At 65.0% G+C, this 19,860-nt stretch carries 13 protein-coding genes; 7 read left to right on the top strand and 6 right to left on the bottom strand.

What is annotated here, in order from left to right; all coding sequences use genetic code 11:
• Positions 1-153: 153 nt before the first annotated feature.
• Complete coding sequence (locus ASD86_RS01580) at positions 154-2,037, bottom strand: ABC transporter ATP-binding protein/permease (RefSeq protein ID WP_056106138.1); 1,884 nt, start codon at positions 2,035-2,037, stop codon at positions 154-156.
• A gap of 233 nt (positions 2,038-2,270) precedes the next feature.
• On the opposite strand from ASD86_RS01580, the gene ASD86_RS01575 reads away from it, so the two are divergent.
• The 3 genes from ASD86_RS01575 (at position 2,271) to ASD86_RS01565 (ending at position 4,971) form a co-directional block, all read left to right on the top strand.
• The gene (locus ASD86_RS01575) at positions 2,271-3,092 is read left to right on the top strand and encodes a penicillin-binding transpeptidase domain-containing protein (RefSeq protein WP_082577964.1); all 822 of its coding nucleotides are present in this window, start codon (positions 2,271-2,273) and stop codon (positions 3,090-3,092) included.
• 343 nt (positions 3,093-3,435) lie between these two features.
• Entirely contained in the window at positions 3,436-3,615 is a 180-nt protein-coding gene (locus tag ASD86_RS01570; protein ID WP_056106134.1) for a hypothetical protein, read from the top strand.
• 51 nt (positions 3,616-3,666) lie between these two features.
• Complete coding sequence (locus tag ASD86_RS01565) at positions 3,667-4,971, top strand: YcaO-like family protein (protein WP_056106132.1); 1,305 nt, start codon at positions 3,667-3,669, stop codon at positions 4,969-4,971.
• 34 nt (positions 4,972-5,005) lie between these two features.
• On the opposite strand, the gene rtcR is transcribed toward ASD86_RS01565, so the two are convergent.
• A complete protein-coding gene (gene rtcR, locus ASD86_RS01560) occupies positions 5,006-6,598 on the bottom strand; it encodes an RNA repair transcriptional activator RtcR (RefSeq protein WP_056106130.1) in 1,593 nt (530 codons plus the stop codon).
• 178 nt (positions 6,599-6,776) lie between these two features.
• Here rtcR and ASD86_RS01555 point away from each other — a divergent pair, with 178 nt between their 5' ends.
• The 3 genes from ASD86_RS01555 (at position 6,777) to rtcA (ending at position 11,797) form a co-directional block, all read left to right on the top strand.
• Complete coding sequence (locus tag ASD86_RS01555) at positions 6,777-8,327, top strand: TROVE domain-containing protein (protein WP_056106129.1); 1,551 nt, start codon at positions 6,777-6,779, stop codon at positions 8,325-8,327.
• A 1,073-nt stretch (positions 8,328-9,400) separates the two neighbouring features.
• Complete coding sequence (locus tag ASD86_RS01550; protein WP_056107030.1) at positions 9,401-10,642, top strand: RtcB family protein; 1,242 nt, start codon at positions 9,401-9,403, stop codon at positions 10,640-10,642.
• 132 nt (positions 10,643-10,774) lie between these two features.
• Complete coding sequence (rtcA, locus tag ASD86_RS01545) at positions 10,775-11,797, top strand: RNA 3'-terminal phosphate cyclase (protein ID WP_056107028.1); 1,023 nt, start codon at positions 10,775-10,777, stop codon at positions 11,795-11,797.
• 43 nt (positions 11,798-11,840) lie between these two features.
• On the opposite strand, the gene ASD86_RS01540 is transcribed toward rtcA, so the two are convergent.
• The 4 genes from ASD86_RS01540 to ASD86_RS01520 all read right to left on the bottom strand — a co-directional run bounded on the left by ASD86_RS01540 (position 11,841) and on the right by ASD86_RS01520 (position 17,851).
• Positions 11,841-12,626 (bottom strand): CatB-related O-acetyltransferase, encoded by a 786-nt coding sequence (locus ASD86_RS01540; RefSeq protein WP_157475990.1) that lies wholly within the window; start codon positions 12,624-12,626, stop codon positions 11,841-11,843.
• 468 nt (positions 12,627-13,094) lie between these two features.
• Positions 13,095-15,152, bottom strand: coding sequence for a DUF11 domain-containing protein (locus ASD86_RS01535; RefSeq protein ID WP_056106124.1), 2,058 nt, complete (start codon positions 15,150-15,152; stop codon positions 13,095-13,097).
• A 963-nt stretch (positions 15,153-16,115) separates the two neighbouring features.
• Positions 16,116-16,874 (bottom strand): hypothetical protein, encoded by a 759-nt coding sequence (locus tag ASD86_RS01525; protein ID WP_056106120.1) that lies wholly within the window; start codon positions 16,872-16,874, stop codon positions 16,116-16,118.
• Positions 16,868-17,851: a hypothetical protein gene (locus ASD86_RS01520; protein WP_056106118.1), complete on the bottom strand. Its 984-nt coding sequence runs from the start codon at positions 17,849-17,851 to the stop codon at positions 16,868-16,870. Before ASD86_RS01520 ends, ASD86_RS01525 begins: the two co-directional genes overlap by 7 nt.
• A gap of 274 nt (positions 17,852-18,125) precedes the next feature.
• Between ASD86_RS01520 and ASD86_RS01515 the strand changes: the two genes are divergently transcribed.
• Positions 18,126-19,598 carry a hypothetical protein gene (locus tag ASD86_RS01515; protein WP_056106117.1) on the top strand — a complete coding sequence of 491 codons (1,473 nt, stop codon included), beginning with the start codon at positions 18,126-18,128 and terminating at the stop codon, positions 19,596-19,598.
• The last annotated feature ends 262 nt before the right edge of the window (positions 19,599-19,860 follow it).

Below are 19,860 nucleotides of genomic sequence, written 5' to 3'. Positions count from 1 at the left end.
TCGTTGCCGGGATGTCGCGGTCGCGGCTTGCGCCGCTCCTACAGGGGGTTGCATGGGACTCCGCGGCGGACGGTATCCGACTGTAGGAGCGGCGCGAGCCGCGACCGCGACACATCGCTTGCGACGTTGCCGAGAGATCGCGATGGCGTGTGACTACACAACGACTTCGTCGGCTTGCCGCTGCTGCAAATCCCACATCTGCGCGTACACGCCATTTTTCGCCAGCAACTGCGAATGGGTGCCGCGTTCGAGGATGCGGCCGGCGTCCATCACCAGGATCTGGTCGGCGTCCATCACCGTCGACAGCCGATGCGCGATCACCAACGTGGTGCGGCCGACCGCGAGCCGGTCGAGTTCGGACTGGATCGCGCGTTCGGATTTTGAATCCAGGGCCGAGGTGGCTTCGTCGAAGATCAGGATCGACGGGTTCTTGAGCAGCGCGCGCGCGATCGCCACGCGCTGTTTTTCGCCGCCCGACAGCTTGAGCCCGCGTTCGCCGACCGGCGTGTCGTAGCCGTCGGGCAGGCCGACGATGAAGTCGTGGATATGCGCGGCGCGCGCGGCGGCTTCGACTTGGGCGTCGTCGGCCTCGGGCCGGCCGTAGCGGATGTTGTAGCCGATGCTGTCGTTGAACAGCACGGTGTCCTGCGGAACGATGCCGATCGCGCCGCGCAGCGAGGATTGTGTCAACGCGCGCAGGTCGTGGCCTTCGATTTCGATCGCGCCGGAGTCGACGTCGTAGAAGCGGTACAGCAGCCGCGCCAGAGTTGATTTGCCCGAGCCCGAATGGCCGACCACGGCCACGGTGGCACCGGCCGGGATGTCGAAGTCGATGCCCTGCAGGATTTCGCGGCGCGGGTCGTAGCCGAAGCGCACGTTGCGGAACGCGACCCGCGGCCGCGCCGACGCCAGCGTCTGCGCATCCGGCGCGTCGCGCACGTCCTGGCGCTCGTCGAGCAGGCCGAACAGCCGCTCCATATTGGTCAGCGCCTGCTTCACTTCGCGATACATCATGCCGAGCATGAACAATGGCGCCGACAGCTGTAGCAGATAGGCGTTGACCAGGACCAGGTCGCCGACCGTCATCTCGCCGCGGGCCACGCCGCGCGCGGCCAGCCACATCATCGCGGTGACGCCGAGCGCGACCACCAGGCTCTGGCCTAGGTTGAGCACGGCCAGGGTCTTGATCGAGATGACCTGGGCGTTCTCCAACTGGCGTAGGTTGTCGTCGTAGCGCCGCGCCTCGTGGTCTTCGTTGTTGAAGTATTTGACCGTTTCGTAATTGAGCAGCGAGTCGACCGCGCGTTCGTTGGCGTGGGTGTCGGCCTCGACCTGGGCGCGGTAGTAACGCGTGCGCCACTCGGTCACCGAGAACGTCCACAGCCCGTACAGCAGCAGAGTCGCGATCGCGATCGCGGCGAAACGCCAGTCGTAGATCCACACCAGCACGGTGGTGACCATGGCCACTTCGAGCAGTACCGGAATGATCGTGTAGATGGTCCAGTCCAGCAGGTCGGCGATCGCGCTGCCGCCGCGCTCGACATCGCGGGCGACGCCGCCGGTGCGGCGGGCGAGGTGGAACTTCAGGCTCAGCCCGTGCAGATGCTGGAACACCTGCAGCGTCACCTGGCGCGAGGTGCGCGCCATCACCCGCGCGAACACGACTTGGCGCAGCTCGGTGAACAAGGTCACGCCGATGCGCGCGGCGCCGTAGGACAGCAACAGGCCGACCGGCAGCAGCAGCGGGGTCAGCGGCACGTTGAGCCGGTCGATGAGCTGCTTGAGCGCCATCGGCACGTACAGATTCAGCAGCTTGGCCGCGAACACCATCGCCAGGGCGATCGCGATCCGGCCCAGGTAGGGGCGCAGGTACGGCGCGAGCGAGGTCAGCACCGACCAATCGCCGCGATGGCCGGCGGCGCGCGCGAGCGGTGTGACCTCGGCGGCGGAGTCGACGGCAGCGCCTGGCTCGGCCGCGTGCGGGTCGACGGCGGCTGGCTCGGCGGCGGGTGGAACCCGCGGTGGCGTGGCGGACATGCGGTCCTTCGCGAAGCGGTTCGCGCGGTATCGGGGCAGGCGAGCATAGGACCTCAAGCCCGCTTCAGGTCAAGCCACGCGCGTGCCGATGCGGAAAGTGCGGCCGGCCGCGGTCGAATGTGCCTGCCGGGCATGGCATTCTGCTCCGGTCCGCGCGGTAAGGACGCAGGCCGGCGCGGGTGCGCCACGGCGCTGCGGCCGTCCGCGCCCTTCCTGCAAGGAGTCCTTCAGGCATGAAAGCCTCAATCGTCGCCGTTCTGAGCATGCTGTTGCTGAGCTTCAACGCCAGCGCCCAGAACCGGGCCAGCAAGCTGCCCTATCCGTTCATCGAGCCCGACACGGACGCCGAGCCGCTCAAGGTCCAGGCCTGTTTCCTGCTGTACGACATGAGCGCGGGCGAGATCCGCCGCACCCCGTCGCCGGCCTGCAAGCGCCGGGTCACGCCGGCGGCGACCTTCGATATTCCGCACGCCCTGGCCGGGCTCGACGGCAGCATCGTGCGCGCCGGCCAGCCGCTGGCCGGCAGCGGCACCCATTCGCTCGACACCGCGCTGATGTATTCGTCGACCGAGTACTTCCAGTTCATCGCCCAGCGCCTGGGCGAGACCCGCGAACGCGAGTACATGAACCGCTTCAACTACGGCAACGCCGACACCAGCAGCGGCGCCAACTTCTGGATGGGAGGTTCGCTGCAGATTTCGCCGGACGAACAGATGCTGTTCCTGCGCCGCTTCTTCAGCGAGCAATTGCCTGTCAACAAACAGGCCATGGCCGACGTGCGCGCCGGCCTGCGGCAACCGCCGGGCGCCCTGATCGGCAATTACGGCGCGATCGGGATCGGGCGTTATCCCGCGCGCAGCGATGTCTCGGTGGTCGCCAAGAGCGGGTCGGCGGTGATGGCCGGCAGCGAAGCGGTGCGCTGGCAGGTCGGCCAGATCACCCGCGGCACGCGTTCGCTCGTGTTCGTCAGCTGCGTGACCGGGCCGTTGAACCTGCCCGAGGGTGCCGCGGCGACCTTCGCCGCGAACGAGCTGCGCGCCGCCAGCGTGCTGTGACCGCGGCGGCAGCGGCCGTCGCCGCTGTCGCATGCACTCGATCGCATATCCGTCTCGCCGCGCCGCGCGCGGCGTGCGCCTGCGTATCGCGCGCCTATCGCGCGCGTGGCGGTGGCCGCGATGTTTCAGGCATGAATCGTATCCGCCGGCGGCAACACAGCATTCCAGCCCGAACCGGCGCGGTTGTGCGGTTTGGTGACGCGTTTCATGGACCTGTGGCGGTGGCAGCGGTTAACCCTGATCGCGCAGCCGCAGGCTGCGGCACAGGACGGCCCGCAGCCTGGTGGACGACACCTCGTCGGTTCGCGTCCGTGTCTCATTCGACCTAACAGGAGGTTTAGTCATGGGTGCTACCCGCCTCGATTTCGAAAAGACCGTGCTCGAAAAGCCGAAGTACATCCCCGCCACCGAAGCGCTGCGCATCAGCAGTGCCGCGTCCGGCGTGGACTTCAAGGTCGCGATGAACGAGCTCAATGCGCCGACCGCGCAGGAGCAGGCGTTCCTGGACGAGTTCGCAAAGTAAGCGCTGAACCCGCATGGCGCGCGCAGCGTCGCGCGCCATGCGTTCGCGCTCATGCACCGCATGCACTTCGGCGAGGAACAAGGAATGATTCCGTACGAACGAGAGCGCAGCCTGGACGAGGCCAACCGCATCATCCACGCCTGCATCGCGCGGCGCGGCTGGAGCGCGGATACCGGCGAGTTCGGCCGTGGCCTGGTCACGATCAAGTGCGCCTTGCACGATGCGCAGGGACGATTGCTCAGTCGCGGTTCCGGCAAGGGCGAGCCCGCCGCTTCGTTGACCGGTGCCTTGTACGAAGCGGTCGAACACTACTACTGCCGCGCGTCCGCGCTGGCCACCGCGCCGCGGTTCGTGTCGGCGCGCGAACTCGCCGACGACCCGCGCTGCGCCGGCTTGCCGTTCGTATCCGAGTTCGCCGATCAATCGCAACGCCATCTGGCCTGCCGCCAGTACGCGTCGTATTCGGGCCGAGCCGATCTGGACGTGCCGTTGTTCATGGTATTCCCCGATTATCCGCCCGCGCCCGAACTGCGCGATCCGCGCGATGATTTCGATTACCACAGCGCGACCCGCTACAGCTCCAACAGCGGCACCGCGATCGGCGCCAGCTTCGAGGAAGCCGCGTTGCACGGCATCGGCGAGATCGTCGAACGCGATGCGTGGGCGTTGTTCATGCTCGCGCACTATCTTGGCGCACCGGCGCGTTACGGCCGCTTGATCGAGCCTGCCTCGCTGCCGGCCGAGCTTGCGCGCATCCACGAGTTGGCGCAGCGTCGTCTCGAGCGTCGGGTGCTGCTGATCGACGTGACCAGCGATCTGGCCTATCCGGCCTTCATCGCCACGACCCAGGAACGATTGGCCGAGGAAATCGTGTTCCCGCACGGCTGCGGCGCATCGCCGTATGCCGCGCACGCGGCGACGCGCGCATTGACCGAGCTGACCCAGTGCGTGGACATCAAGGAAAACGCGCCGCATCTGGTCGAACTCGATCAGCTCGCCCTGGATCTGCTGCTGGACTACCCCAAGCTGCGCGCCTGCGTGATGGGCGAGATCGATCCGCGACGCCTGCATCACGCCGACTGGGACTATCCGCAGTTGCCGTGGCAGCCGCCGAAGCAATTGCTGCCGCAGGTCGTGGCCGATCTGGAAGCGCGTGGCATCGGCCTGTACCACGCGATCAATCACCAGGAAGGCGACGAGTTCTGCGTGGTCAGCAGTGTGTCGATGGAGCTGGAGCGTTTCTTCCTCGCCAGCACCGGCCTGTTGATGGCGCCGGGCCGGCGTGGGCGCGAGTGTCTGGCGCGTCAAGCATTGGCGGCGCAGACGCAGCGCGAGCCGCAGCCCCAGGAGGCTTGATCCCCAAGCCTGATCGCCGCGCGGCGCGCCTGGATCACATCCCGGCGCGCAGTTGTTCCCAATCCAGCCCGAACCGCGCCAGATACTTGCGCAGCCGGTCGGCGTCGTTGCTGCTGGCCTTGAGCGAACGCGACACCGCGAACAGCTCGCGCCCGGCCTGCGACAGGTTCTTCGCCTGCCGGCATACGCGCAGCACGTCGTCCAGCTGCACCCGGTCGAAGCGATCGAGTTGCGCCGCGCCTTCGCCGAGCATCTCGTCGAGCAGCGATCGCTGCGCGCCCGCGCCATGCCACTGCCGACGCAGGCGTTCGATTTCCTCGTCGACCAGATCCAGGCGAATACGGCCGCCGTCGGCCAAGGTCGCCAGCCGCATCACCGACGCGCCCAGGTCGCGGAAATTACCGCCCCAGGTCGCTTCGCCGCTGCGCGCGAAGCTCAGATAACGTTCGCGCGCTTCGCGGTTGAAGGTCACCCGTTGGCGATTTTCGCGTGAGTGACGTTCGAGTTCGAAATCCAGGTTCGGCTCGATGTCCTCGGCGCGTTCGGCCAGGCCGGGCAGGCGATAGGTCCACAAGTTCAGGCGCGCGAGCAGGTCGTCGCGGAAGCGGCCTTCGTGCACCGCGGCCTGCAGGTCGCGGTTGGTGCCGGCGATCAACTGGAAATCGCTTTCGACTTCCTTGTCGCCGCCGACCGGCAGGAAGCGTTTTTCCTCCAGCGCGCGCAGCAGCATCGCCTGCTCGTCCTGGCCGAGTTCGCCGATCTCGTCGAGAAACAACAGGCCCTGATGCGCCGAACGCAGCAAGCCGGCGCGATCGGTCGAAGCACCGGTGTAGGCGCCCTTGATATGGCCGAACAAGGTGCTCATCGCGCCGTCGCCGCGCAGGGTCGCGCAATTCACTTCGACGAAACGGCCGGGCAACTGGTGCTTCTGCTTCTTCAGTTCGAACACACGCCGCGCGAGCTGGCTCTTGCCGGCGCCGGTCGGGCCCATCAACAGCATCGGCGACTTCGAGCGCGTGGCCACGGTCTCGATCTGCTCGATCATGCGGTTGAAGGCGGGATTGCGTGTGGCGATGCCGCTCTTGAGCAGGTCGCGATCGTGCAGCCGTTCCTGCGCGAAACGCTGGGCGATGCGGTCGTACCGCGACAGGTCCAGGTCGATCACCGCATACGTGCCCGGCGCCTCGCCGGTCTGTTTGCGCGGCGGCGCGGTCTGCAGCAGGCGTCCCGGAAACAATCGGCTTTCGGTCAACAGGAACCAGCAGATCTGGCTGACGTGAGTGCCGGTGGTGATGTGGACGTAGTAGTCCTCTTCCTCGGGCTGGAAGTCGTAAGCGCGCACGAAGTCGTGCAGCACGCCGTAGACGGACTCGAAATCCCAGGGATCGGCGAGGAAGGTGTCGTGACGCCGCACCTGGGTTTCCGGCGAGACCTGGGCCAGGTCCTGCGCGACCAGATGGGCGAGCTTGCCGAAGCGGCGCTCGTCGACGATCAGTTCCAGGCGGTGGAGCAGGAAGTCCTCGTGCATGCCCAGCGAGACGGTGGGGCGCCATTTTTCCCAGCGGCCCGGGCCGGAGGCGGCGTCGAGTTGGGTGCCGAGCATGCCGATGATGACTTGGCGCTTCATTGGGATATCTGTATGGATAAATTTATATCTGACAGTATAGATATATCTCTGTCGGGTTTCCGAGCTGCCGACCCGATAACGATGGAAATATCTATTTATTCAACTGGTTAGCTATCGCGGCGAGAAGTTGGCACGGCGCTTGCTCTAGTACAGGCAAGTCCCAACCCGGAATACCCCGATGGCCAACCTCAACCTCTTCGCTTCGACCCGCGGCCCGGCGCTGCCGGCGGCCACCTCGCGCAATGAGGCCGGTGGCCTGGCGCATGCGCGCCGCCCGGAGTCGGCGCTGGCGCTGTACGCGGCCACCGGCTGCTTGAACAACACCTTCTACGCCAGCGCCGAGCAGCAACTCGATCACGTATTGAAGCTGTGCGCGCAGGTCGAGCCGGCGTTCGTCGCCAAGACCGCGATCTATACCCGCCAGCGCGGCCATATGAAGGACATGCCGGCGCTGTTCCTGGCCAGCCTGACCGGCCGCGACGGCGAGGCGTTCGAGCGCGCGTTCGGCCGGGTGATCGACAACGGCCGCATGCTGCGCAACTTCGTCCAGATCGTGCGCAGCGGGCAGGTCGGTCGCAAGTCGTTGGGCTCGCGTCCCAAGCGGCTGGTGCGACAGTGGCTCGATCGCGCTTCGGTGGATCAGTTGTTGAACGCGGCGATCGGCAACCAGCCTTCGCTCGCCGACGTGATCAAGATGGTCCACCCGAAGCCGGCCGATGCCGAGCGCGCCGCGCTGTATGCGTGGTTGATCGGCAAGCCGGTCGACGAGGCGGTGTTGCCGGCCAAGGTGCGGGCGTATGAGGCGTTCAAGCGCTCGCAGTCCACGCCGATGCCGAAGCTGCCGATGCAGTACTTCAGCTCGTTGCCGCTGACCAAGTCGCATTGGATCCATCTGGCGCGGACGGTGTCGTGGCAGACGCTGCGCATGAACCTCAACACGTTCCAGCGCCATGGTGTGTTCGATGACAAGGCGGTGGTGTACGAAATCGTCGCGCGTTTGACCGATGCCGACGAAATCCGCAACGCCCGCGTGTTTCCGTACCAGTTGTTGAGCGCGTACCACGCCGCCGCCGATATGCCGACGCCGATCGTGGAGGCTCTGCAGGACGCGATGGAGATCGCGACCCGTCAGGTGCCGGCGCTGGAAGGCGAGGTCGTGGTCGCGGTGGACGTGTCGGGTTCGATGGCTTCGCCGGTCACCGGCTACCGCAAGGGCGCGACCACCAAGATGCGTTGCGTCGACGTGGCGGCGCTGGTCGCGGCCTGCATCCAGCGCAACCACAAGGGTGCGCGGGTGATGCCGTTCGATACCGAGGTGCGCAAGCTGCGTTTGAATCCGCGCGACAGCGTGATGACGCTGGCGATGCAGTTGGCGGGCTTGTGCGGTGGCGGTACCGCGGTCAGCGCGCCGTTGGCGCAGTTGAATCGCGATAAGTCCAAGGTCGATTTGCTGGTGCTGGTGTCGGACAACGAAAGCTGGCGCGACACCCGCAACGGCGGCGCGACCGCGACCATGCGCGAGTGGGCGCAGATCAAGGCGCGTTGCCCGGATGCGCGGCTGGTCTGCATCGACTTGCAGCCGACCGCGACCAGCCAGACGGTCGAGTCGCCGGACGTGTTGCATATCGGTGGCTTCAGCGACGCGGTGTTCGACCTGTTGGCGGTGTACGCGGCGCAGGGCGGAACGGCGGCGCGATGGGTGGAGCGGATTGATTCGATCGCGCTGTAAGCGCTGATCGATTGCAAGCGGCAACAGGACGGTGCCGCGCGGCGCAGGGACGCGCCGCGACGCGAACGAGGGATACGTTCGCGCGGACGGACCAGGACGGTCCGTCGGCCGCACGCGCCATGGAGGTGCGATGCGGTACAGGAAGGGCCGGCGGACAATAGGGTCCGCCGGCCGGCCCAGGATTCTGGTTTGGCGATGTATCGCGAATGCTTGGCGAAACTACACCTATCACGTGCCAGGTCGTGGGTTCGAATCCCACCCGTCGCAGGACGGTAGCTCAGCGGATAGAGCGGGAAAACGTTTCGTCGTTTCTAGTCGCGATATGTCGGTATGCAAGGTTTCAAGTCGTCCATTGTTCCAGCGTGTGCTTTAACTTGTCGGTGCATCGCGAATGCTTGGCGAAACTACACTCTGAATGTCCAGGTCGCGGGTTCGAGTCCCGTCCGCCGCGAAGCGGTAGCTCAGTTGGTAGAGCAGGTAAACGTTTCGTCGTTTCTTGTCGCGATGCATCGATTTTTTCAAGAATCAACGAATCCATCAGTTCGTCATTCCCGCGAACGCGGGAATCCAGTGCCTTTGCCGCTACCTGCACGAAAGTCGCTGGATGTTCGGCTCCGCCGAAGTGAAGCGCAGCCCGCGTCCGCGGGAATGACGAACTGGAGGATTGCGAGGGGCGATCCTTGCAACGCTTCAACCGTTTTACCGCTGTATCGCGAATGCCTGTGGAACTACATTGACCTGTTGTCGCGGGTTCGATCCCCGCCCGTTGCGAGACGGTAGCTCAGTCGGTAGAGCACAGAACGTTCCACGTAAACCTGGTCGCGATACATCGGCTTTTGTTTCAAACGCGTCACGACGCGAATGCGGGCGGAACTACAACCTTCCAAGTTCAAGGTTCCGTTTTTACTGGTCGCATCGTGCCGCGCCCTTTACCGCCGCGAGCGGTCGCCGTGCCCCGGGCGCTGACCAGCGCTGGCCGCATGCGCCGCGACGCTGCATCCTTCACCTTCCCGCCGGCGAGGATCGACGGCGGGAGCGAGGGCCGCAAGGCCCGCAACACAGAGAGCAAGAGCATGAACGCCAATACCAACGCCGCCGTCCACTACGACGTCATCAACGACCCGGGCTCGGTGCCGATCAAGCACTGGACCCGCGGCGTGCCGCTGGAAGACGAAGCGCGCCGCCAGTTGCAGAACATCGCCAAGCTGCCCTTCATCCACCGCTGGATCGCGGTGATGCCCGACGTGCATCTCGGCAAGGGCGCGACCGTGGGCTCGGTGGTGCCGACCGTGGGCGCGATCGTGCCGGCGGCGGTCGGTGTCGATATCGGCTGCGGCATGATCGCGGTGCGTACCACGTTGATGGCCGAGGATCTGCCGGATCAGTTGGGCGAAGTGCGCGCGGCGATCGAGAAAGCGGTGCCGCATGGCCGCACCGTCGGCCGCGGTCTGCGCGACAAGGGCGCCTGGGCGAACCCGCCCGAGGCTTCGTTGCAGCGCTGGTCGGGCCTGCACGCGGGCTTCGATCGCATCATCGCCAAGCATCCGAAGCTCGAGCGCAGCAATCACTTGAATCACCTGGGTACGCTTGGCACCGGCAACCACTTCGTCGAGGTCTGCCTGGACGAGGAGAACCGCGTGTGGTTCATGCTGCACTCGGGTTCGCGTGGGGTCGGCAATGCGATCGGCAGCCACTTCATCGAACTGGCCAAGCAGGACATGCGCCGCTGGATGATCAATCTGCCGGATCAGGACCTGGCCTATCTGCCCGAGGGTAGCGATCACTACAACGATTACGTGCACGCGGTCGAGTGGGCGCAGCAGTTCGCGCGCAGCAACCGCGAGATCATGATGAAGCATGTGGTCGACGCGGTGCGCACGGTGATCGCCAAGCCGTTCGAGGCCCAGGCCGAGGCGGTGAACTGTCACCACAACTACGTCAACCGCGAGCACCATTTCGGCAAGGACGTGCTGGTGACCCGCAAGGGCGCGGTGAGCGCGCGCAAGGGCGAGTTGGGCATCATCCCGGGCAGCATGGGCGCCAAGAGCTTCATCGTGCGCGGCCTCGGCAACGCCGACAGCTTCCACAGCTGCAGTCACGGCGCGGGCCGGGTGATGAGCCGCACCGAGGCGAAGAAGCGCATCAGCCTGGAGGATCACGCCAAGGCGACCGCGCACGTGGAATGCCGCAAGGATGCCGAGGTGGTCGACGAGTCGCCGGCCGCCTACAAGTCGATCGACGCGGTCATGGCCGCGCAGAGCGACCTGGTCGAAATCGTGCATACGCTGCGGCAGGTGGTGTGCGTCAAGGGCTGATGCCGTGGCGCGGATGAAGTTGGTCCGCGCGCGGGTCGGCGATACACATGGACGGTGTTGGCCGTTCGACGAAATTGGATAGACAAAGGAGTGCGGGCGTCCGCAAGGCCGCCCCGAGTCATGGATCGCAAGATGGAATTGATCGAAATCAGCGGGATCGAGGGCGGCGGACAGCTGCTGCGTACCGCATTGAGTCTGAGCCTGTGCACCGGCACCGCGTTCGAGATGCAGCACATCCGCGCCAAGCGTTCGCGCCCGGGCTTGATGCGCCAGCATCTGACCGCGGTCGGTGCGGCCGCGCAGATCGGCTGCGCGCATGTCGATGGCGCGCAATTGGGCGCGACCACGCTGCGTTTCATCCCGGGCGCGGTCAATCCGGGGCGTTACCGTTTCTCGATCGGCACCGCCGGTTCGGCGACGTTGGTGATGCAGACGGTATTGCCGGCGCTGTGGTCGTGCGACGGGCCGTCCGAGGTGACCATCGAGGGCGGCACCCACAACCCGCTCGCGCCGTGCGCGGACTTCATCGCCGAGGCCTACCTGCCGGCCTTGCGGCGCATGGGCGTGGACACCGAATTCGCCTTGCTGCGTCACGGCTTCTTCCCGGCCGGTGGCGGCGCCTTGCAGCTGCGGGTCGCGCCGAACGCGCAACTGCGCACGCATGTGTTCGATCAGCGCGACCCGGCGCCGCAACTGGACGCGACCGCATTGCTGTCGGCCTTGCACGACCAGATCGGCCAGCGCGAGTTGCAGGTCGTCGCCGAACGTTTGGGTCTGGCGCCCGAGCATCAGCACCTGCGTCGCGCCGCGCTCGCGCAGAGCCCGGGCAATGTGCTGATGCTGCGTGTGCAGGGTGAGCAGCAGCACACCGAATTGTTCACGGCCTTGGGCGAGCGCGGTCTCAGCGCCGAGCAGGTCGCGATCGGCGTGGTCAAGCAGGTATCGGACTACCTGGCGTCGAGCGCCGCGGTCGGCGAGCACTTGTCCGATCAGTTGCTGTTGCCGATGGCGCTGGCCGGCGGCGGCGAGTTCACCACCGCGTTCATCAGCGATCACCTGTCGAGCAACGCGCGCCTGATCGAGAAGTTCCTGCCGGTGGAGATCGATTGGGTGCAGGTCGAGCACAAGTGCTGGCGCGTCACCGTGCGCTCTTGACGGATCGGTCGCCGCGGGGCGGCCGATCTGTCGTCTTCCGCGCTCAGGGTGGAGCCAGCAGAATCGAATCGAACGCCATGGGCTCGGGCCGCTGCGCGGAAAAAGCATCGATGAACGTTGCTGGGTCCTCGAAGCCGAGCGCGAAGACCTGATCGGGCCGATGGTCCCACCAACGGGTCGACAGCAGCGCGGGAATCAGCTCATGGGCGATGCGGAAGCCGATGATGACGGCCGGGTTGCCGCCCACGATCGCGTAGGGCGGCGTGCTCTTGGTGACCGTGCTGTTGGCCGCGACGATACTGCCGGTGCCGAGCGTGATGCCCATGGCCAGGGTCACGTTGGCGCCGATCCACACATCGTGTTCGATGACCGGGCCCGGTTTTTCGCCGCCTACCTGGAATTTTTCCGCGAACTTCCGCACCGCATCGGTGACGTGATCGGCGAACAGATGATTGTGCGGCCGAAACGTCATCGCCGAGGTGGTGATGGCATGGGTGGGATGATGGGAGTCGATGAAGCGAAGGCCGGTGGAAATGGAGCAATAGCGGCCTACCCTCAGATAGTCCGGCAGCGGCGAATAGGAATAACTGAAGGCGCCGATACTGCACAGGCCGCTCGACGGCATGCCGCCGACCATCGGCGCGTAGGCGCCACCGTACAGCCCGACGTTCTGTTCGATCGTCAGCTGCCTCGACAGCGTGATGGTCTGATCTTCGCGCAGCCATCCGTATTGGCCGGCGGCGGGCGCCGGAGAATTGAACCGCAGCAGGATGCGCCTGGAAAATAAGTCGTCGAGCAGGGCCTGGGTTACGGTGAGATTGAACGGCATGATGATCTTCGACAGGTACACGATCGGGGTGTTAGGCGCTTTGTCGCGGCGTGCAGCGACAGTGACGCATCAGTCGGCCGATCCTATCGGCGTTTTCGGGGCGATGCGAGGCGGCTGGAACGGTCGTATGCGTCGGGCATGGATCAAGCATGTTTGGAATGCGCGCATTCGACTCAAACGATGCACATCGCCTGCACTGCGCACGCATTGCGCAATGGACGTTGCTATGTCGAGACATGCAGCGTAAACCGGCTGCGATCGCGCGGCTTATTACTCGCTCATGCGGTGCGCGCCTGTCGGGCGAGCCGAAAAGACCCGCCGATACGGCGAGCATGCAATTGACACGTAAGCGCATTAGTTCCACTGCGTCGGCTCGGTCGAGTGCGAGCTTGCACCGCGTCGTCGAACGCGCTCATTGCCGATGACGGCAGGCGCGTCGGCGGCGGCGCGGTCACGCCACCGCCAGGTTCAATAATCCGCCGGATTCGAACTGAAACTCACCGGCACATTCACGCTCACGCAGCCGCCGACCGGCAGCACCACGCCGGTCACCGAGACTGCGTTGCCTCCGATCGCGCCGCCGCTTGCCGGGCAGGTGCCCAGCACCGCGCCGCTGCCGGCGCAGGTCCACGGGCCGCTCAGGGTCACGCCCGCGGGCAGCGGGTCGGTGATGGTCGCGCCGTTGGCCGGATCCGGGCCGCTCTGGTTGCAGGCGGTGATGACATAGGTCGCGCTGCCGCCGGGGGTGAAGCTGCCGACGCCATCGGTCTTGCTGATGCGCAGGCTCACCGACGGACGCACGATCGGCGTGCTCGTGGGCGTGGGGTCGGCGCAGGGCGTGGCGAGCGGGCAGTTGGCGTCGCCGCCGCCGGCCACGCGCGCGGTGTTGACCGCCGGCCCGGTCGCGGCGAAGGCGACGGCGACGTTGAAACCGAAGGTCGAACTGGCCGCGGCGGCGATCGCGGTGGTGCTGGTGCAGGTCAAGGTGTTGGACGCGGCGACGCAGGTCCAGTTGACGGCATTGGCGCCGCTCAGCGCGACCGCGCCATCGGGCACGCTCAGGCCGGCGGGCAACGTATCGGTGACGGTGAGCGCGCCGGTCGTGGCGATCGTGCCGCTGTTGCTGACCGCGATGTTGTAGGTGCCGGTGCCGCCGGCGGTGAACTGGGTCTGCGCGGCGGTCTTGTCGACCGCCAAGTTGATGCAGTCGACCGCGAAGTTCGCGCTGGCGGTGTTGTTGGCCGCATTGATGTCGCCGAAACGATCGGTGTCGGAGAACACCGCGCTCGCGGTATTGGTCACGGTCGCGTTGCAGGCGGCGTTGTTGGCGACCGTGCCGGTCACGGTGTAGGTCAGGGTGCCGCCCGGCAACAGGCTGTAGCCGCCGGTGACGGCGATGTTGCCGGTGCCGGTCGGCGCCGGGCAGGTGGAGCCGGCGCTGGCAGCACAGGTCCAGGTGGTTCCGGTGAGCTGGCTGGGAAAGGTGTCGGTGATGTCGGGTGCGTCGGTGCCGGGGATCGACGGCGCCTGGTTGCCGGCGACGACCGGGTTGATGTCGAGATTGCTGACCACGACCGTGTACGTCACCGGCTGGCCGCGGCGCACGCGCGCGGCCGAGACAGTCTTGGTGATGCCGATGTCGGCCGGCACCGAGGCGGTCATGTTGCGCACTTCGTGGACGTTGTTGAGGCCGCCGGTCGAACCGGCGTAGCCCATGCGCAGATTGGCCGGGGCGAGGTAGTTGAAATTGACGTTGTTGAGCACCGTGGTCGGGGTGCCGCCGTTGACGCCGATCGACACGGTCACCGTATAGCCCGGCTGCGGCGTGTTCGGCAGCAATGCCACCAACATGTGCTCGGCGGCCGGGCGGGTGGTCACGTTGGGCGTGTCGATGCCGCCGCTGACGGCCGCGTTGGCGAGCCAGCGGTTGTTATCGGTCACCGGTCCGCGCAGCACCACGCGTTGGGCCTGACTGCCGGGGCTGCTGCTGTTGGCGGGACAACCGCCGAGCACGCCGGGCAGCGAACCGGAGAAATTGCCGAATTCGTCCAGGCCGATGCCCAGGTAACCGCCGTTGCCGCCGCAATAGCCCAGACTGCCGCCGGGTTGCGCGCCGACCATGGTGCCCAGCGCGTCGTACAGGAAGAACGTGGTGCCGTCGGCGCCATTGCCGCCCCAGTTGACGTAGTCGAATTCGACGATGACGCCCTGCGAGGACGGAAACGAGCCGCCGGTATACAACGCCAGGCCCTGCTGGTTGTTGCTGTTGGTCGACAGGCGCAGCCAGCCGCTGCCGTTGGCGTCGTTGACGTTGTTGGGAATGGCGCCGTAGCCGCCGGTCAGGATGCCGCTGTCGTTGATGCCGGCATTGTTGGTGCCGGTGATGGTCCAGCCGGGCTCGGTGTTGTTGCGGAAGGTCGAGGAAACCTTGAACTGGGCCTGCGCGGCGGACATGCACGACAGCATCGCGGCCAGGAGGGCCGCGGCCGACAGGCCGGTCCGGCGGTTTCGCTCCGATCTGAACATGCGGCTCCCCCGGCGCGATCCGGCATCCCCCATGGACGCGTCCGGCACGCACTCAAAATCCGCTTGTTACGATGAAATTAAGATCAAAAATGATGCATAAAATGCGGCCTTTTTCCGGGTTTCGGGCGCTTAGTCGCAAATCGCGAGTCGCGCCCCGGCAGGCGGCCATGCCTCGGTAGCCACCGGCTGTCGGCGTATCGCCACGGCTCTTGCGATTACGGTCCCGCCATTACAATGGGCCGCGATGATTCCAACCCCCGCCATTCCCGCCGCGCAGTTGCGCTTGTCCGTCGCCCCCATGATGGATTGGATCGATGCCGGGAAATACGTGAACTAGTTCAGCTAGTTAGGCCGGCCGCTGAAGTCGGTGTAACACTCACGCAGCACCCCGCACGCTAGCCCGGTCATCTCGCGCCAGCCGTGGCCGCCCGTCGACGAGCCTGGCCAGCTCCTGCGCCGAGCCTCTTGAAAACGACCCTCGCGCTTCGCCTCATGCCGGCCGAATCTCTAGTGATGGTCAATTGCACGCCACGCCAGAGCCCGGTGCAGACACAGCTGTCCCCTTCCGATAGTGTGACCTGAGACGCGATTAGGCAGGCCTTGGTCAACCCATCGGGCTGGTAACAATGCGTCGCGCGAGCTCCTTTCTCTTCCGCCTTCTGGCGCAGGAGCTCGTCGCGCTCCTCTTTTTTCCGATGTCGTTCTTCAGCCTCTAGTCGCCGAAGGTCTTCAGTGCGCTGTATTGCCAGCTCGTCTCTGCTGGCGGCCGCATCGACGATGATGTCATCCAGCGGTTCGCCTGCGCCCTGCTGCAACGCGACTCGTTCGACGATCCGATGGTTCAATCCCGGCGCCAATACTTCGGTCAGCAGCGCGACCAGATAGCGCGCGGCGACATTAGCCTCGTAGTGAACCCGGCGCCGCCCGTCAGTTCGGACGATTGTGTCCGTGGCGGCGCGTTGATCATGGTCCGCGGTAGATGTCGCGAAGCCGGGCAATGGTCTCGGCTTGAGTGGTGCCAACGATCTTGAGCTGCTTGAGGTCGATCTTCTCCTGGTCCGCACGTGCCAGAAATTCCGTGAACTGTTGCGTGACCTTTCCCGGCAGCACGATCTGTTGGTCGCCGGAAAGCAGTTGCGCAAGCCGGAACACGTCGTTGAGATGCTTGCGGATGTCGCGCCCGTCGACCGGTTCCCCTGCCGCCTCCCGCGCGCTCAGATCCAGCCACGCACTGGCCTTCAGCGGGATGAGCCGATCGGCTTCAATCCACGCAAGTTCGTCGGTCTGCCGGCGTCCCTCCATGACGAACGCGTAGTAGTCGTCGTCCAGCAGGATCGCCGACAGGCTGGACACCGTTCCATCCATCGGCAACGGGGTGAGGTAGGCATCGTCGCCCAGCACCAGGTCGTCGAGCCGCCGCGAGAACAACTCGATCATGTGCGGATAAGCGACATCGGCGGGCCTCTCGAACCGGTAAAACCGGGGGTGTCCGGTGCTTGTCTGCCGGATCTCGTAGCCGGCCCGTTCTACGAACTGCCACATCCGGTCGCCGAAGGCGGAGTCCAGCGCTTCCACGACCAGGAGGATATCCAGATCCTTCGTGCCTCGGAATTCGAGGCCGGCCTCTTCCATCGTCACGGTCGCGGCCGTGCCGCCGATCAATACATAGCGGTCGCTGAATCCCACGAAGTGCTCGCGGAAGCGATCGAGGCCCCTCACCATGGCAGCTTAGCCTCCAGTTGCTCGGCGGCTTGCTGTACGCGGTCGTCGGTGTCCTCGCGAAGACTGACGATCAGCGACAATGGATCAACCAAGCCGTGGTCGGCGAGGTGGCTGGGATCGTAGCGCCAGATCTGCCAGCGGGTCGCGCCTGGCTCCGGTGCGTGCAGGAGCAGCAGACCCTTGTGCTGCGCATGCTTCCAGCGCTCACTAGACATAGCGCGCTCCGGATAGGCCGAGTCCGCCAACGCGGACTGTGCGGCCAGTGCGCTCAACCCGGCGAGCGGAGCGTCATTGATTGGGTCGACGGCATGCACGGCCCAGACGCTCCTGCGTACCGGGCTGCGCAACCAAGATTGCGCGCGCTGCCAGACGGCTTCCGGTCGCTGGTCGAACCGCAGCCATTTCTCGCGTCCGACCGCGAATGTCCTGGCCAGCCCGGCGGCCTGCAGTTCCCGGGTGGCACGCGACACGGTCATCGGCGTGTAGCCGAATCGCTCGTTTAATCGTTCCGGGTGGATTTCGTCCTTCCATGGGCGCAGTAGGGCAGTGAACAGCAGTGCCTGTGTGGCTGGGCTCAACGCATTGCTGGTGTTGTCCGGGCGCTCGCGGAAATACTCGCGCAGGTCCATCCCCAGCGGCGGTAGGAACAACTGGTTGCCGGGCACGATGAAGGGAACGCCTTGGGCGATTAGCCGCTTGCGCTCATAGGACGCCAGTGCCGTGGTGACGTAAACCGGGAGCACATCCTGGGGCGCGTGCTTCGCCACCACGTCGAGGTGGCGGCGGATGTCGGCTTCGATGTCGAGAGGGCGGTCCGCGATGACCAGTAAGCAAGGAGTGTCGAACAGGGCGACTTCGGCGAAGTCGTAGGCGTTGCGGAGATAGAACGGCAGTTGCTGTGCGTCGTCCCACGGCCGGATGCGGACGCTGGTTGCGAGGACTTCCTGCAGGTAGCGCTGGATGCCGTGGTATTCCATGCAAGGCCACAGTAACAAAGTTTCAGCACGCTAACATTGTTATTGTTATTGTGCAATTTAATTGTTAAGTTTTTAATTTATATAGATTTATACCGGAGTGACCTAATCATCGTAACCTCGACCTACCGCCGACGTTGACCGTACGGGCGGCGTCTCCCGTGCGACTGCTGGTCGATCGCGATGTAGTCCTGGCGTACGCGGGCACCGACTAGGCCGGGCTCCCCGGGATTTTCAACTAGACTCGGTGCCGATCGTCTTATACAGGTCAATCGGTTTGGCCGGAATTCGCCAGCAGGACGTCGATACCGCCCTGGACCGCGCTGAGCGCAGGTTCAACAAATGCTGGTGTTACCTGACGGCCATCAAAGCTGGGAAGTTCAGCAAGGACAAGCTCGATCCGCTTGTCGAGTTCCAGCCGATCCTGGCCTCGGCCTTGTTCGATCTGTCCAAGGTCCATGCTCAGATTGCCAAGGAGCGCAAAGCCAGGATCTCGGACAAGCGCCGTTACGCGCCGTCATGGTTCAAGGCGCGCATGTCATTCCTGAGCCGCCAACAAGAGCGGCTGGTAGAAGCGTTGCAGATCGGACGTAGTATCGGCGATGCCTATGCGTTCTTCTTTTATCAGAAGGAGGTGCAGTTCCTTGCGCAGCAGGTGCGAGAGCCCAAGCCGGGGGTGATGTCGACGGGAATCGGCGGCATCGGCGAACTCCAGGCTGCCAAGAACATGCGCTTACTCGGCGGCTATTTCCTAGTGCATCACTGCGTCACCAGCATGCTTCGGCTGGGCGATGTGACGCTGATCGACTTGCACGGATTCAAGGTGGTAGGGATCGGCGAGCTCAAATCGCATTCCGACCAAGCCGGGCACGTCGTTGTCTCGATGTCCATTCTCGGCGAAGGATCGGGTATCGATCTGCATCAGGGAATGCCCGAGCCTGTGCCCGAAGCACCCTTGTTCAACGTCGTGGACCAATTGACCAAAGCTGCCAAGGACCGGCTAAAGCGGCAGATGGACCGGATCCAGAAATCCCACGTCGAGGCGCGGAAGAAGCCGGACTCGCTGGCATCGATCGAATCAGAGAACCGCGTCGTTGCGATGCAGCGGTTACTCCGGCGAGCGCCTGCCGGTCGTGTTGCCTATGCGGTTTCCGGCCGCAGCTTGGCGTTGTTCGCGTACCGCCTGGCCTCGCAGCCGTTGTCGAAGAGGCTTCGCAATATGGGCAAGCCAGCGAGGAAGATGATGCGCGGGCTGGAGGATCTGCCGAACAAGGTTCAGGAGATCCTCGTGCCGGGCCGACTGGACAACGCCGTCTTGTTGAGCTGGTTCTTCTATCGACAGGACGGCCACTTCCACTATCTGCCCGGGATGACGCACCCGTTCTGGTGGCCGCTGAGTCCCGACGCTCTTAAGCCGGTGGTATTCCGGCAAATGATCGTTGGCACCGCCTACAACCCGGCTTGGTTGTTCCAGGCGCTGGAAGGAGCCGGGTTTAATGTGGACAGCACGGACCCGCGCAACGCGAAGATCTCCCGCCGCCAAGGGGATGCACTGTTCCAGTCCGAAGGAACGAGCTTCTATATCCGGGCCATCCAGGACTACCTGATGGACGAGGGAGTCATCGTCAAGATGCTGGCCTTGGTCTTCGAGTCAACGGTCGACGATGCGGGCAAGGTGCCCAAGCGTGTGGACCTGATCCTACGCCAGGAGTTCGGTCGGCCCGATGAGAAAGACGTCGAGCCAGGCTAAAAACAATCAGATCAGCGCTTGCATTATGTGCTCAGGATCCTTTTCGAGCACGTGCGGCGCCGCTGGTTTCGCAGCGCACCTGCTCCCAGTTCTGCAGCGTGCTCACTAGGATGTTAATGAGCTTAGCCAGCGACAAACCGGTGGCCTGCGGATGCGCTTGATGTCGGTCGCATCGACATGGAACTCGCGCGACGGCGCGTGCTCGCGGTGGACGATCTTGGCGCACGGGCTGCGAGAATTTGTCTTCAGTTGATAACGTGCA

It is taken from the genome of Lysobacter sp. Root690 (genome assembly GCF_001427785.1).
Taxonomy (GTDB): Bacteria; Pseudomonadota; Gammaproteobacteria; order Xanthomonadales; family Xanthomonadaceae; genus Lysobacter.
Note: the sequence above shows the minus strand (reverse complement) of the source record. Positions and strands in the feature narration are given on the sequence as shown.

Coding starts and splice junctions, on each gene's coding strand:
- ASD86_RS01580 (WP_056106138.1), bottom strand. CDS start 2,037: ATGTCCGCCACGCCACCGCGGGTTCCACCCGCCGCCGAGCCAGCCGCC.
- ASD86_RS01575 (WP_082577964.1), top strand. CDS start 2,271: ATGAAAGCCTCAATCGTCGCCGTTCTGAGCATGCTGTTGCTGAGCTTC.
- ASD86_RS01570 (WP_056106134.1), top strand. CDS start 3,436: ATGGGTGCTACCCGCCTCGATTTCGAAAAGACCGTGCTCGAAAAGCCG.
- ASD86_RS01565 (WP_056106132.1), top strand. CDS start 3,667: ATGCACCGCATGCACTTCGGCGAGGAACAAGGAATGATTCCGTACGAA.
- rtcR (WP_056106130.1), bottom strand. CDS start 6,598: ATGAAGCGCCAAGTCATCATCGGCATGCTCGGCACCCAACTCGACGCC.
- ASD86_RS01555 (WP_056106129.1), top strand. CDS start 6,777: ATGGCCAACCTCAACCTCTTCGCTTCGACCCGCGGCCCGGCGCTGCCG.
- ASD86_RS01550 (WP_056107030.1), top strand. CDS start 9,401: ATGAACGCCAATACCAACGCCGCCGTCCACTACGACGTCATCAACGAC.
- rtcA (WP_056107028.1), top strand. CDS start 10,775: ATGGAATTGATCGAAATCAGCGGGATCGAGGGCGGCGGACAGCTGCTG.
- ASD86_RS01540 (WP_157475990.1), bottom strand. CDS start 12,626: ATGCCGTTCAATCTCACCGTAACCCAGGCCCTGCTCGACGACTTATTT.
- ASD86_RS01535 (WP_056106124.1), bottom strand. CDS start 15,152: ATGTTCAGATCGGAGCGAAACCGCCGGACCGGCCTGTCGGCCGCGGCC.
- ASD86_RS01525 (WP_056106120.1), bottom strand. CDS start 16,874: ATGGTGAGGGGCCTCGATCGCTTCCGCGAGCACTTCGTGGGATTCAGC.
- ASD86_RS01520 (WP_056106118.1), bottom strand. CDS start 17,851: ATGGAATACCACGGCATCCAGCGCTACCTGCAGGAAGTCCTCGCAACC.